The organism is Gymnodinialimonas sp. 202GB13-11 (genome assembly GCF_040932485.1).
GTDB lineage: Bacteria > Pseudomonadota > Alphaproteobacteria > Rhodobacterales > Rhodobacteraceae > Gymnodinialimonas > Gymnodinialimonas hymeniacidonis.
The window spans coordinates 3,743,817-3,757,145 of record NZ_JBFRBH010000001.1 but is presented as its reverse complement, the minus strand read 5'-3'; the positions used below and the strand labels follow the sequence as shown (position 1 = coordinate 3,757,145).

The 13,329-nt window shown below is 62.0% G+C and carries 14 protein-coding genes; 3 read left to right on the top strand and 11 right to left on the bottom strand.

The window, feature by feature from the left end:
- Nucleotides 1-3 precede the first annotated feature (3 nt).
- The 6 genes from V8J81_RS19195 to V8J81_RS19170 form a co-directional block, all read right to left on the bottom strand.
- The gene (locus V8J81_RS19195; RefSeq protein WP_368477355.1) at nucleotides 4-990 is read right to left on the bottom strand and encodes a branched-chain amino acid ABC transporter permease; all 987 of its coding nucleotides are present in this window, start codon (nucleotides 988-990) and stop codon (nucleotides 4-6) included.
- A complete protein-coding gene (locus V8J81_RS19190) occupies nucleotides 983-1,486 on the bottom strand; it encodes a hypothetical protein (protein WP_368477354.1) in 504 nt (167 codons plus the stop codon). Before V8J81_RS19190 ends, V8J81_RS19195 begins: the two co-directional genes overlap by 8 nt.
- A gap of 32 nt (nucleotides 1,487-1,518) precedes the next feature.
- Nucleotides 1,519-2,040 carry a hypothetical protein gene (locus V8J81_RS19185; RefSeq protein WP_368477353.1) on the bottom strand — a complete coding sequence of 174 codons (522 nt, stop codon included), beginning with the start codon at nucleotides 2,038-2,040 and terminating at the stop codon, nucleotides 1,519-1,521.
- On the bottom strand, nucleotides 2,033-2,854 hold the full coding sequence (locus tag V8J81_RS19180; RefSeq protein ID WP_368477352.1) for an ABC transporter ATP-binding protein: 822 nt from the start codon (nucleotides 2,852-2,854) through the stop codon (nucleotides 2,033-2,035). Before V8J81_RS19180 ends, V8J81_RS19185 begins: the two co-directional genes overlap by 8 nt.
- A 66-nt stretch (nucleotides 2,855-2,920) precedes the next feature.
- Nucleotides 2,921-3,475 carry a hypothetical protein gene (locus V8J81_RS19175; protein WP_368477351.1) on the bottom strand — a complete coding sequence of 185 codons (555 nt, stop codon included), beginning with the start codon at nucleotides 3,473-3,475 and terminating at the stop codon, nucleotides 2,921-2,923.
- Between the two features lie 83 nt (nucleotides 3,476-3,558).
- The gene (locus V8J81_RS19170) at nucleotides 3,559-5,544 is read right to left on the bottom strand and encodes an AMP-binding protein (RefSeq protein WP_368477350.1); all 1,986 of its coding nucleotides are present in this window, start codon (nucleotides 5,542-5,544) and stop codon (nucleotides 3,559-3,561) included.
- A 197-nt stretch (nucleotides 5,545-5,741) separates the two neighbouring features.
- Here V8J81_RS19170 and V8J81_RS19165 point away from each other — a divergent pair, with 197 nt between their 5' ends.
- Together V8J81_RS19165 and V8J81_RS19160 are read left to right on the top strand one after the other, a co-directional pair.
- A complete protein-coding gene (locus V8J81_RS19165) occupies nucleotides 5,742-7,649 on the top strand; it encodes a hybrid sensor histidine kinase/response regulator (protein ID WP_368477349.1) in 1,908 nt (635 codons plus the stop codon).
- Complete coding sequence (locus V8J81_RS19160; RefSeq protein WP_368477348.1) at nucleotides 7,646-8,347, top strand: response regulator transcription factor; 702 nt, start codon at nucleotides 7,646-7,648, stop codon at nucleotides 8,345-8,347. The genes V8J81_RS19165 and V8J81_RS19160 overlap by 4 nt, the downstream gene beginning before the upstream one ends.
- Here V8J81_RS19160 and V8J81_RS19155 read toward each other — a convergent pair.
- Nucleotides 8,344-8,820, bottom strand: coding sequence for a DUF2383 domain-containing protein (locus V8J81_RS19155; RefSeq protein WP_368477347.1), 477 nt, complete (start codon nucleotides 8,818-8,820; stop codon nucleotides 8,344-8,346). The genes V8J81_RS19160 and V8J81_RS19155 overlap by 4 nt on opposite strands.
- Nucleotides 8,821-8,942: 122 nt before the next feature.
- On the opposite strand from V8J81_RS19155, the gene V8J81_RS19150 reads away from it, so the two are divergent.
- Entirely contained in the window at nucleotides 8,943-9,989 is a 1,047-nt protein-coding gene (locus V8J81_RS19150; RefSeq protein ID WP_368477346.1) for a saccharopine dehydrogenase, read from the top strand.
- Here V8J81_RS19150 and V8J81_RS19145 read toward each other — a convergent pair.
- The 4 genes from V8J81_RS19145 to V8J81_RS19130 form a co-directional block, all read right to left on the bottom strand.
- Nucleotides 9,986-10,300, bottom strand: coding sequence for a DUF3775 domain-containing protein (locus tag V8J81_RS19145; RefSeq protein ID WP_368477345.1), 315 nt, complete (start codon nucleotides 10,298-10,300; stop codon nucleotides 9,986-9,988). The two genes, V8J81_RS19150 and V8J81_RS19145, sit on opposite strands and share 4 nt — an antisense overlap.
- Before the next feature lie 88 nt (nucleotides 10,301-10,388).
- Nucleotides 10,389-11,126 carry an SDR family NAD(P)-dependent oxidoreductase gene (locus V8J81_RS19140; RefSeq protein WP_368477344.1) on the bottom strand — a complete coding sequence of 246 codons (738 nt, stop codon included), beginning with the start codon at nucleotides 11,124-11,126 and terminating at the stop codon, nucleotides 10,389-10,391.
- A gap of 142 nt (nucleotides 11,127-11,268) precedes the next feature.
- Entirely contained in the window at nucleotides 11,269-12,033 is a 765-nt protein-coding gene (locus V8J81_RS19135; RefSeq protein ID WP_368477343.1) for a DUF1365 domain-containing protein, read from the bottom strand.
- Nucleotides 12,030-13,322 (bottom strand): NAD(P)/FAD-dependent oxidoreductase, encoded by a 1,293-nt coding sequence (locus V8J81_RS19130; RefSeq protein WP_368477342.1) that lies wholly within the window; start codon nucleotides 13,320-13,322, stop codon nucleotides 12,030-12,032. Before V8J81_RS19130 ends, V8J81_RS19135 begins: the two co-directional genes overlap by 4 nt.
- Nucleotides 13,323-13,329: the final 7 nt, after the last annotated feature.

Genomic DNA, 13,329 nt, shown 5'->3' with positions numbered 1-13,329 from the left:
GCCTTAAACCCGCTCAATGATCTTCTCCCCGAACAGGCCCTGCGGCCGGAACACAAGGAACACCAGCGCCAGCACATAGGCGAACCAGTTTTCCGTCGCACCGCCGATCAGCGGGCCGACTGCGAATTCGAACAGCGCCTCACCCACCCCGATGATCAAACCGCCCACGATGGCGCCCGGGATGGAGGTGAACCCGCCCAGCATCAGCACCGGCAGCGCCTTCAACGCGATCAGCGATAGCGAGAACTGCACGCCCGATTTTGAGCCCCACATGACCCCCGCCACCAGCGCGACCATACCCGCCAGCGACCAGACCAAAATCCACACGTAGTTCAGCGAAATCCCTACGGACAAAGCCGCTTGGTGGTCATCCGCCACCGCCCGCATCGCGCGCCCATTCTTGGTGTATTGCGAATAGGCAATCAGGCTCATCACCAAAATCGCCGCAATGATCGCCGCCGCAATATCGAGGTTGTCGATGAAGAAGCCGTAGCCCAACGCCTCGAACGTGGTCACGTCGATCCAGTCGTTGATGCCCTGCGGCAGACCGACGTCGAGGTTGCGGATTTCCGAGCCCCACATCAGGTCCGATACACCCTCAAGGAAGTACGCCAATCCAATCGTCGCCATGAACAGAATGATCGGCTCCTGCCCCACCAGATGTTTGAACACGAACCGCTGCACCAGATAGGCGAAGGCAATCATGATCAGAACGGTCAGCAAGATCGCGGCCAGCGCCGGAACCTCCCACCCGAAATAGTGGATGTCCGTCCCGAAAATCGCATTGATTAGATGCCCGAACGGCACCCGCCCCTGCTGAATACCCACCAGCGTCATCGCGGCGAATAGGGCCATCACGCCCTGCGCGTAATTGAAGATACCAGACGCCTTGAAGATCAGAACGAACCCAAGCGCCACAAGCGCATACATCACGCCGTTCAGCAGGCCGTTGGCCGTGACTTCCATGGCGAAGATTAACTGGTCAGGCATCACACACTCCTTCGGGCGGCATGTATTGAGGTCCAGAGGCAACAAAGAACACGGCGGTTGTGTCGTCCGGCAAAAGGATTTCAACGGCACCTGTGGGACCGGCGCACAGGCCGATCGGCGCTCCAAACTCTGCACGTTGCGCATCGGGGATCATCGTGATGCGCCCGGCTTCTGTTTCGGCGGCGACCCACGGTTCAAGACCGGTCATGGCATTGCGCGCTCCGGGAACACTCAGGTCCCCCGTACAGACGGCACCCTCGTCCGAGCGTTGCAGCGATACACTCAACGCCATGTCTTCGGACACATACAGACCCACATCGTTGGTTGGGACCGCTTCACCGGGAAAGGCGATCTCAGCGGTCATATGATCAAACGGAGCATTGTCCGGCGCGCCATCGACGACCCAATCAAGGCAAGCCGACATCGCCGCGAAAAACGCATCGCCGTGCGCTTCGCCACCCTGCGCAGATGCAGGCCCCGCAATAAGGGTCAGCAAACCCAAAAGTGATGTCAAAAGCGCCCTCACCCTCAACTCTCCAAGTTCGTCTCGATGACTGTCACGCTCGGCACGGTCATGTCGAATTCCACCTCGATCACCGGCTCACGGATGAAGGTCGAATGCAGGCGCAGCGGCTCGGTCTCGATCACCTCGTAATCGCCCGACGCGACCGCCGCGTCGGCCCAGGCGCCGCTCTCTTCCCAAGTGTAATCCCCGATGATCGCGCAATACTGCACGACCGCCCCAGGCAGTGCCCGGCGCAATTCCCAGTCGCCTTCCGCAGGCACCCACGATTCCCACGCCGCCCGATGCGGGATACGCTCCAACCCGCTCAGGTCACTCTCGCGCACCTCCACCATCGGCGTCAGACAACGCGCCTCGAACTCCGCCAAGGTCCCCGCCAGCGCCGGCGCGGAGAACATCAATGCCCCAAACGCAAACGCACCAAGCGAAAGCCCATGGCGCTTTTCTGTGCGCCCAGTGGTAACTACGGAATCACTACAGAAAAACGACAGGTTCTTTACACCGATGGGGGCGGCGGTTTCAGTCATGCGAGACCCCGAGATAGGCGTCGATGACTTCCTGATTGTTGCGCACCTCGTCGGGCGTGCCGTCGCCGATCTTTTTGCCGTAATCCATGACGACAACACGGTCGGACAGGTCCATCACAACGCCCATGTCATGTTCGATCAAAACAATGGTCGTGCCGAACTCGTCATTCACGTCGAGGATGAAGCGCGACATGTCTTCCTTCTCCTCCACGTTCATCCCCGCCATAGGCTCATCCAGCAGCAGGATTTGCGGCTCGGCGGCCAGTGCACGGGCCAATTCCACTCGCTTTTTCAGGCCGTAGGGCAAGCGTCCCACGGGCGTCTTGCGGATCGCCTGAATCTCAAGGAAATCAATGATTTCCTCGGCCTTTGCGCGATTGAGTGTTTCCTCGGCCTCGGCCTTGCCCCACCACATAGCCTGGCTCAGAAAGCCGGTCTTCATGTGGTTCAGACGGCCAGTCATCACGTTGTCCAGAACGCTCATCCCCTCGAACAGGGCAATGTTCTGGAAGGTCCGCGCAATGCCTTGGCGCGCCACCTGAAACGGCTTCATCGGCGGGCGCTTCTTGCCCTTGTAAAGAACCTCACCCTCCTGCGGATGATAGAAGCCGCTGATGACGTTCAGCATCGAGGATTTGCCCGCCCCGTTCGGCCCGATGATCGCGCGGATCTCCCCCTCACGCACGTCAAACGAGATGTTCTTGATCGCCTCAACCCCGCCAAACCGAAGGGTGATCCCTTTCATCTCCATCACAACAGCGCCAATCGTGCGGCCATCAGCGGTGACATAGCTTTCTGATGCGTTATCAAGCATTTATTCCATCCCCTCTCGCACAAGGCGAAGCGATTTTATTCTGTGCTTTTGCCAAGCCGAGCCCCATCACGTGCACCCCCGCATTGGCGGGCCGTAGTGCTCTTCCACGCGCATGCCGACATCACCCGTGTAGCGCGCCGCGCTCAGATCGATGTTCAGCCGTAGCTCGGCCCTCGTGTCCGTCTGGCCGCTGAAACGACGCAGGTAGTCGCCGTTCTCCAACATCCGTGCACCGCTCAGGACAAAGCCGGAAATCTCACACGGCCCCTCTTCGACATATCCCCGTTCAAGAAGTTGAACCGCCAGACCATCCAAAACCTCAGCGACCTGCTCAAACCCGTCATCGCCCGAAAACTGGGCTGCGATCTCGTTTGTGGCGACCTCACACCAACGCAATCCGCGGATGACGTGTTGGTCCAAAACCACCCGGTCGTCCGAGGTTCCGGCATTGTCGGTGAAAACGGTACGCTCAACGTTCGTGACAGGTCGAAGACCAGCCAAATCAGCAGCCTCGCCCGCCTCCATCGGATCAAGGCAGCGGTTAACGCTCATCTCGATGAACGTATCAAAATCATCCCCGTCAAGGGCTTGTGCCGGGGCCGCGCCGGGCACCAAAAACATGCAGCCCAACACTACCACAAAAGGCTGAAAACCCCCTCGCGGGAGGGTGGGTGGGGCGTCGTGCTTGCACGCGCGTCCGCCCATCATTCCGCCGCCATTTGTGCCGTTTCGACACCAACCGTCGCGGCATCGCGGATTTCCAACGTGGCCGAGATCTTGCCCTTTCGGCCATCCTCGTAAGTCACTTCCGTCTCGGTGTATTTCTCGCTCGACCCGTCATAGAGCGCCTCGATCAGATCCCCGAACTTCTCTTCAATGATCCGCCGCCGCACCTTGCGCGTCCGGGTCAGCTCTCCATCGTCGGCATCCAGTTCCTTGTGCAGCACCAGGAACCGCGCGATCTGGCAATGGGCCAGCATCGGGTCTTCCGCGACCGAGCGGTTCACCGCCTCAACATGGCTCTGGATCGAGGCGAGCACCTGCGGATGCCCCGCAAGCTCCTGATAAGAGGCATAGGCAATGTTATTGCGCTCGGCCCAGTTGCCCACCGCCGTCAGGTCGATGTTGATGAAGGCCGTACAGAACTCCCGCTCATTTCCGAAGACCACGGATTCCAGAATATCGGGGTAGAACTTCAGCTTGTTCTCCACATATTTCGGAGCAAACAGCCCGCCATTCGCCGTTTTGCCAACGTCCTTTGCACGGTCAAGAATGCGCAAATGGCCGGTATCTTCCTCGATGAAGCCCGCGTCACCCGTAGCGACCCAACCTTCCGGGTCCTTCGTATCGGCCGTGCTTTCCGGGTTCTTGTAATACTCAACAAACGTCCCGGGTGAGCGATAGAAGACCTCGCCATTCTCGCCGATCTTCAACTCCACGCCTGGTGAGGGCACACCCACTGTGTCAGGCCGCACTTCGCTATCGGGCTGTTGGGTGATGAAGACGCTGGCCTCCGTCTGCCCGTATAGCTGCTTCAGGTTGATCCCGAGTGCCCGGTAGAAATCGAAGATCTCCGGCCCGATCGCTTCCCCCGCCGTGTAGCCCACGCGCACCCGGCTCATGCCGAGCGTGTTTTTCAGCGGCCCGATCACCATCGCCTTGTCGAAGGCATAGGCGAGCTTTTCACCACCACTCACCGCCTTGCCGTCCAGAATCTTCGGCCCGATCTCCTTGGCGCGCGCCATGGCGCGGTCGAACAGTTTCTTCTTGAACCGCCCCGCATCCTCCATCCGGATCATGACACTGGTGAGCAGGTTCTCGAACACACGCGGCGGCGCGAAGAAATAGGTCGGCCCGATCTCACGCAGGTCGGTCATCATCGTGTCCGCGCTCTCCGGGCAATTTACGCAGAACCCCGTCCAATACGCCTGCCCGATCGAGAAGATGAAATCACCCACCCACGCCATTGGAAGGTAGGCCAGAACCTCATCATCGCGGCGCAGATCATCGAACTCACTCGACGACTTGGAGGCTTCGATGATGTTGCGATTCGACAGGACCACGCCCTTGGGCTTGCCCGTCGTACCGGACGTATAAAGCATCACGCAGGTGCTGTCGTAAGTCAGCTCGCCCTCACGTGTAGCAAGCTCCGCCTTCAACTCCGTCGCAGCACGTCCCTTGGCCTGTACATCGGTGAAAGAACTCAGCCGCGCATGGTCGTATTTCCGCAGGCCGCGTGGGTCGAGGTAGATGGTGTGATCAATCCCCGGCCCTTTTTCCTGCGCGTCGATGACCTTGTCGACCTGCTCCTGATCGCCGGCCACAACGAACCGCGCGCCGCAATGATCCAGCACATAGGCCATCTCTTCCGACACCGCGTCCTGATAGAGCGGCACGGGCACGCCGCCCGCCATCTCAACCGCAACCATCGACCAATATAATGCGGGCCGGTTGCGCCCGATCACGGCAACATGGTCGCCCCGGTTCAAGCCAAGCGTCAGGAAGCCAAGCGCCAGCGCCTCGATCTCCGCCTCGGTCTCGGCCCAGGTCCAGCTTTGCCAGATGCCGAATTCCTTTTCGCGGTAGGCGGGGCTTTGTCCGAACTGGCGGGCGTTCCGGCGCAGCAGCGCGGGCACGGATTGGGGCGCGTCCGGAGACGGTTGAATATCGGCCAAATCTATTCCTCCCATTCGCCGGTCTTCCAACCGGCGTGCACGGGGCCGCGATCTTTCGCGCCGGGCCTCCGCCCGCTCACCGTGCCACGAAACGTTTCACGGTCAAGCGTTACCTGACTTTTTCGCAAACCTTTCGAATTGTAACAGGCCGCGCACCGGCCTTGGCGCGGGCCTTTTCTGGGGCTAGCCATGAGGTGAGGGAGGACGCGGCCATGCCGAGAGACCGCACAACCGAAAGCTTCACACGCGCGGGCCTGAACCTGATCCAGCAGGCTTTGTCGATCTATGACGCCGACCTGCGGCTGGCCGTTTGCAACCGACCTTTTCAGGAAATGTTCGGCCTGCCGGAACGGCTCGTCACACCCGGCGCACGCTTCGATGATACGATCCGCTACCTCGTGGACACCGGCGAATATGGGCAAGTGGACGACCCCAAGGCCTTCATCGCCGACAAGGTCGATCAAGCTCTCGCCTTCGTCGCGCACTACGTCGAACGCACCCGCGCCAATGGCCGTACGATCTCGGTCGAAGGCTCCCCCCTGCCCGAAGGCGGCTGGGTCACGGTCTATACCGATATCACCTCCGTCAAACGGCAGGAGGCGCTCTTGCGCGCCCGGTCCGAAGAACTGTCCGATCAGCTTCTCACTCACGCCGAGGAGCTGGCGCTGACCAACCGGCGGCTGGAGGCCACCATCGCGCAGCTGCAAGAGGCCAAGGCCGAACTGACCGAGATGGAGGCGCGCACCCGTCTGGTCACCGAAATGACCCCCGCCCATATCGCCCATGTGGATGCCGACGGCGTCTATACCTTCACCAACCGCCGCTTGTCGGCGCTGCTGCCCGACCGGCACAGCGATATCGTGGGCCTGAGTTTTACCGAGGCGTTGGGCGCGGACACTGCGCAGCTTCTGCAAGACAACCTCGCCCGTGCCGCCTTGGGCGAGGCGTCCGTGCGCGAATTCACCGACCCCGCCACCGGCCGCCGCATCCGCTCTGCCTTTACGCCCGATGAAACGGCGGAGGGCGGCGTTTACCTGCTCTCCACCGATGTCACGGAAGAGGCGCAGGCCCGGGCCGCGCTGCTGCAAACTCACAAGCGCGAGCTGGCCGCGCAGTTGACCTCTGGCCTTGCCCACGACTTCGCCAACCTACTGACGATTATCCTTGGCCTGCAGACCCGACTGGAAAAGATGCCCCTGCCCCTCGGCGCGCATGAGTTAACGTCGGCCACCCGCATGGCCGTGCGCCGTGGCGGTGCGTTGCTCGATAAGATCGCAGGCATGACCGGCAGCCGCACGGTGCAGACGGCGCCGGTTGTCGTGCAGGATTTCCTCGACACATTTACGCCCCTCGCCCGCGCAGCGTTGCCCGAAGGCGTGACCTTCCAACTGACCAATGAGGTGCCTCACCCCGCCCTCATGCTTGATGCCGGATCGTTGTCGGACAGTCTTTTGAACCTTGTCCTGAACGCCCGCGACGCGATGAACGGCACAGGCCAGATCACCATGACGCTCCGCCCGGTGAAGGATACGTGGCTTGAGATCACCGCCGACGATACCGGCGCGGGGTTCTCTGACGATGCGCTGGCCTCCGCCCTCGACCCGTTTTTCACGACCAAGGGCGATGAAGGCTCCGGTCTTGGCCTGACGATGGTCTACGATCTGGTGAAACTGACCGGCGGCACGATGCGCCTGTCGAACATCGCATCCGGAGCGCGTGTCTCGCTTCGCCTGCCCCTGAAACCGGCAGAGGCCGAGGCGCGGCCCCGCCTGATCCTACTGGTCGACGACATGCCCGACCTGCGCGCAGGCGTGCGTGAGATACTGACCGATCTGGGCCATCAGGTAATCGAAGCCGCCAGCGCGGAGGAGGCTGAGACGCTCGCCGACCTGCCCGGCCTCGATTGGGTCCTATCGGACATCAAACTGGGCGGCATGGATGGTGTCGCCCTTTGCAAAAGCATCGCCGCGCGGCACCCAGACCTGAACCTTGCGTTGATGACGTCACTGCCCGCAGCCGATCCGCTCCGCACCGAAGGCGCAGCCCGCTGGCCCGTCTTGTCCAAACCGGTCACGCCCGGAGACCTGCACAGGCTCCTGAACGCCGAGGCCGCCGCATGACCCAGCCGCTTGTGACGATCCTTGATGATGAGCCGCAGATCCGCGCCATGCTGTCGGACGCGCTGGAGGATGCTGGGTTTCGAACGGCCAGCTTTGCACGCGCGACCGAATTCGAAGCCGCCCTGCGCCGTACGACGCCCGATGTCTGTCTTGTCGACCTCGGTCTGCCTGACCGTGATGGCCTCGCCGTCGTCCACCGGCTTGCGCTGGAATCCGGCGCGGCGATCATCATCATCTCGGGCCGCGCGCAGGTGCAGGACCGCGTCACCGGCCTTGAATTGGGTGCCGACGATTACATTATCAAACCCTTCGATCCGGCGGAGGTCGTGGCCCGCGTCCGCGCCCGTCTACGCGCCCCCAAAACGCCGGACCGCGCGCATTCAACGGCGCGTTTCAACGGATGGACCGCGCAATTCGACAGCTACATCCTGACCGCCGAAGATGGGACTGACACGCCCTTTTCCCATGCCGAGGGCGAAGTGCTGCGCCTGTTTCTGGAGGCGCCCAAACGCCTGATCTCACGCCAGCAGATGCAGGAGAGCCTTGGCGGCGGGGCCGGCGACAGCTTTGACCGGGCCATGGATGTGCGTATCTCGCGCCTGCGCACTAAGCTGCGGGAAGACCCAAAAAACCCGCGCCTGATCAAAACGATCTATGGCGCGGGCTATATCTTTCTGGGCGATGTCAGCTGGTCTTAGTCCGCGATAACGCGGGCTTCTTTCAGGACTTCTTCCAATTCGCCCCGCAACTTAACCAATTCGTCACGGTGATGGCCCTCAGGCAGTTCCTTGGCAGCATCACCAAAGGCGTCCGTCACCCATTCTTCCCCTTCGATCACACGCTCCAGCGCGTCATCGTCGATCTCATCAAAGAAGGCGCGCAGGGATACCACCGTCTCGTTGACCTTGCTCATGAATGAGCCGTCCGTTTCGGGCGTGCCACCAAGGGCCACGATCATCGCAGACAGCTGGTCGGCATGGCTGTGATGCGTCTCGCGCAGTTTGCGCAGGATCGGGGCCACCTCGGGCTCAGCCTCTGGCAGCATCTTGTCGTAGCCTGCCAACGCATCCAGCGTGCGGGTGAGGACCTTTTGCACGGCATCCACATCGTTCGAAGTGTTGGTGCTTTCAGTGGGCGTGACGGGCGGGATCGGGGCGTGTTGGGTCGCCATGGGGAATCTCCTCGGTTCGATTACAGGAACGTCTGCCCTAACAACCCGCCCGCCCCCCGATAGGTTCCCCTGCACCGGCGCGGCTGTTAACAGGTGGCGATCAATCGCTGGGGGCATGACGCATGACACATCTCTGGGTTCGCGCCGAAGAACGCGCCAATGAGCGTCGTGTCGGGCTGACGCCTGCGGGCGCGAAAGAGCTTCTGGCGGCAGGGATTAGGGTGACGGTCGAAGACAGCCCTGACCGCATTATCCCAACCTCCGAATACCGCGATGCAGGCATCTCCATCGCGCCCCAGCGCAGCTGGCGCACGGCCCCGAAGGACGCGGTCATCTTCGGCCTGAAGGAACTGCCGGAGGATACAGGCCCACTGACGCACCGCCACATCCTTTTCGGCCATGCGTTCAAGGAGCAGCCCTCTGGCCGCCACTTGCTGGACCGGTTCAAGGAAGGCGGCGGCACGCTGCTCGACCTTGAATATCTGGTGGACGAAACAGGCCGCCGCGTCGCCGCCTTTGGCTTCTGGGCGGGCTATGTCGGCGCGGCGCTATCCGTCGCCTCCTGGGCCGCGCAGCAGGCAGGCCGCGAGATGCCGCCCGTCACCGACTGGCCCCATAAAGAGGCGCTGATCCTGCATCTGACCGATGCGCTTGCCGCCATCGGCCATCGCCGCCCCACAGCGATCATCATCGGCGCACTTGGGCGCACGGGCACGGGTGCTGCGGCGTTGCTTGAGGCGCTCGGCGTCGCCCCGACGGGGTGGGACATGGCGGAGACCGCCCATGGCGGGCCGTTCCCCGAAATCCTGCAACACGACCTGTTCCTGAACTGCATCCTCGCCACGCCCGGCGTGCCCGTCTTCGTGCCCGCCAGCGCCAAGGCTGCCCCGCGCCGTCTGTCTGTGATCGGCGACATTGCCTGCGACCCCGACAGCGACTTTTCCCCGATCAAGGTCTACGACCGCACCACCACATGGGCCGAGCCGACCCTGCGCGTGGCTGACACACCGCCGCTCGATGTCATGGCCATCGACAACCTGCCCTCCCTCCTGCCGCTCGAAAGCGCGCAGGATTATGCCGGGCAGCTTTTGCCAAGCCTTCTGGACCTGCCAAACGACACGAAAGGCGTCTGGGCGCGCGCCGAGGAAACCTTCCGCAAGGCGCTTTAAAGCAGATCTTCCTCCTGCCCCGCCACGTCGAGGCCCATCGCCTCCGCCCCCGCCTCAAGATGGTCGGCGAAATGCGGGCTGCCCATCAGGTAGTCAACGGTTGGAACGGTGGCCTCGGCCCGCGCGGTGGATAAAGCCTCGGCGAAGTCCTCCGCCTCGAACGACCCGCGCCCGACCCAGAAGAGTGCCACCAGTTCGGCCTGCTCTTCCCGTCCAAGGCGCTCCACGAAACCGCGCAACTCCCCCTCCGCGCGCTCCAATTCGTGGCCCATCAGGATCACCTGCGCCACGGCCCGTGCTGAGATTTCCATTAGAACGTCCTCCTGTTCACGAGGGTCACTCAAACAGGAGGATACACGACGCGCCTTGATTCAGCGCAAATTGCGCGCCGCACGGGCCTTATCGGCGGAAGAACATCCATTCGTAGAATGCCGTCGGCATGAAGCGCGACAGGCGGAATAGCAGGCTAAAGCCAAAGGGGAATGCCTTGTGGAAATTGTCAGTGGTCATGTGCTCGAACACCTCCTGCGCGGCCTCGTCGGGCGTCATCATGAACGGCTTGGAGTAGGGATTATCCTCCTGCATCCGCGTCTCGATATAGCCGGGGTTCACGATCTGCACGTTGATGTCCGTGTCCTTCAGATCGCCATGCATCGACTCCGCCAATGACATCAGGCCAGCTTTCGACGCCGAATAGCCCACCGCCGCCGGAAGCCCGCGATAGGCAGAAAGGGAGCCTGTCAAAACGATATGCCCCGCATTGCGATCGACCATCGGTTTGATGACTTGCCCGATGACTCGGGCAGCGCCTGTCAGGTTCACGTCGAACAATTGCTCGACCTTCTCCGCATCCCAATCCTGCGTCTTGATCAGCGTGCCGAGGCCAGCAAGGAAAACCATCCCGTCAATCTCGCCTACTTCTTCCGCAGCGGCTTTCACGGACTCGGTATCCGCCACATCCACGGTCACGATGCGGGCCTGGCCGGGAAGCTCTTCGACAAGGCTTTCAAGCCGGTCTGCGGTGCGGGCGGACAGAACCAGCTCAACCCCCGCGCGGCTCAGGCAATGGGCGAGGCTCCGTCCCAACCCTTCCGATGCGCCCACAAGCCAATAGCGTTTCCCGCTCCATTCCCGCATCTTCTGTCCTTTCCAGTGCGTCACGGCGGCCCAAGCGCCGGGCCACCAAAATCTCAGGTGTCGTGCACCTTTTCAAAAACATATGTCACAGGCGCAACGCCGCAATCCGGGGAAAGTTCACCCGTGCGGAACATCGCCGGTGCTACCGGCTGACTTCTTCCACCGGTGGCTCGGGCCGGACGCGGTAGCGCGCGCCCTTCCACCACAGCTTCAGCGCTTGCCAGTGGATCAACCCCAGCACCCTTCGGGAGCCGAAGGGCCGCCGCAACGCCGCCTTGAGGATCGAGCCATTGGTTAATTCCGCCCGCTTCCCCGTCAACGTCGCCAACACGCCCTCATTGCCTGTGACAAACTCGATCCAGATGCCAATGCGATCCGGCCGAATATCGAAGCGGAACGCATAGCCGCCGTCGATGGGCTGAAAGGGTGAGACGTGGAAAATCTTGGTCGCGGTCAGCTGATCTTCCCGCTCAATCGGGCGGCGATCATGGTGCGCGCAAAGATATGAGTGCCGGTCGCCGAACGTATTCGTCACCTCGGCTATGACCGCTCGCAGACGCCCCTGACGATCCTGCGCCAGCCAAAACGAGACCGGGTTGAAGACATGCCCCATGACGCGTGGTTGCGCGAGCAGCATCAGCTTGCCGTCCGTCACGTCAGTCAGGTCATGCGCCGCCAGAACCTCCCGCGCCCAAGGTGCACCGCGCCCCTTTTTCGGAGCGCCACCATGGTCTCTGTCCTGGAGCGAGAAGAACCCCGCCCGATTGCGCCCGAAAAAGGCCGGGCCGCGCGCATCCGCTTCGGCATCCAGCATCACGTAGTCGATCCCATAGCGGAATGCGTTTTCCACGGCGCCCTTGCGGCCATGGAAGGTCTCACCCGCGATATGATCGACGCCTTCGCTCATGCGGCCAGTACACTCCGATCCTTGGTGTGCATCCCGTGGACCACGTCCAACGCGCTGGCATAGCCATCCTCGTGGAAGCCGTTCTTCATCCACGCCCCGCAGAACCAGGTCGAATTATCGCCGTTCAGATCGCGGATCGTCGATTGCGCGGCCAAAGCGGCCAGATCGTAGACCGGATGGGCAAAATCGACCTCATCGTAAATCAGCGCCTCATTGATCGGCGCGCGGCTGTTCAGCGTGACAAACAGCGGATCGCTTTCCGGGATCGGTTGCAGGCAGTTCATCCAATAGGTCAGGTCAATCGGCCCGCCTTCATGGCCCGGACGCTCGGTATAGTTCCAGCTGCTCCACGTCGCGCGGCGCTTCGGCATGGCGCTGGCATCGGCGTGCAGCACGGCACGGTTCGGCTGATAGCGCACCGCACTCAACGCCGCTTCCTCAGCCGGGGTCGGGTCTGCCAACATGGCCAGCGATTGGTCGGAATGGGTGGCAAAGACGACCTCGTCAAACGCCTCCCAATGCCCGCCCATACGCACTTCGGCGCCTGCCATCGTGCGCTTCACGGCCTCAACCCCGCGCCCAAGGCGAATGTCGATCCCGCGCTCGCGCATCGCGCGTTCCAGCCGGGTGACATATTCGATGGACCCGCCCTGTACCGTGTACCATTGATGCTGACCCGTCGCCGCCAGCAGGTGGTGATTGCGGAAGAACCGGATCATCGCCTGCGCGGGGAAATCCATGATTTCTTCCTTGGGGGTCGACCAAATCGCACCAGAGATCGGCGTGATGTAGTAGTCGCGAAACCAACGCCCCATGCCGAGCTGGTCGAGGAATTCCCGCAACGTGATCGTGCTGTCCGTGGCCAGCTCTTCCGCCTGCGCGTTGAACTTCACAAGATCGCGGATCATCCGCAGGAAACCGGGCCGCACCAGATTGCCGGGTTGTGCAAACAGCGCCTTGGCACTGCGGAGCCCGTATTCGATCCGGCCGCCGCCAATCGACGCCGCAAAGGACATGTCCGACTCTGCGACCGGTACGTCCAGATCTTCAAACAACTTGCAAAGGTTGGGGTAATTGACCCGGTTGAACACGATAAAGCCCGTATCCACCGGCTGATCGCCATTCTTGCCCGCCACAACCGTACGTGCATGGCCACCCAACCGGCCCTCGGCCTCGATCAAGGTCACATGGTTGTCGGTTGCAAGATGATAGGCCGCCGACATGCCGGATATCCCGGCCCCGATGACAGCAATGCGTTTCGGGACAGCACCCGGCGTTTCAAACGGCATTCATTCC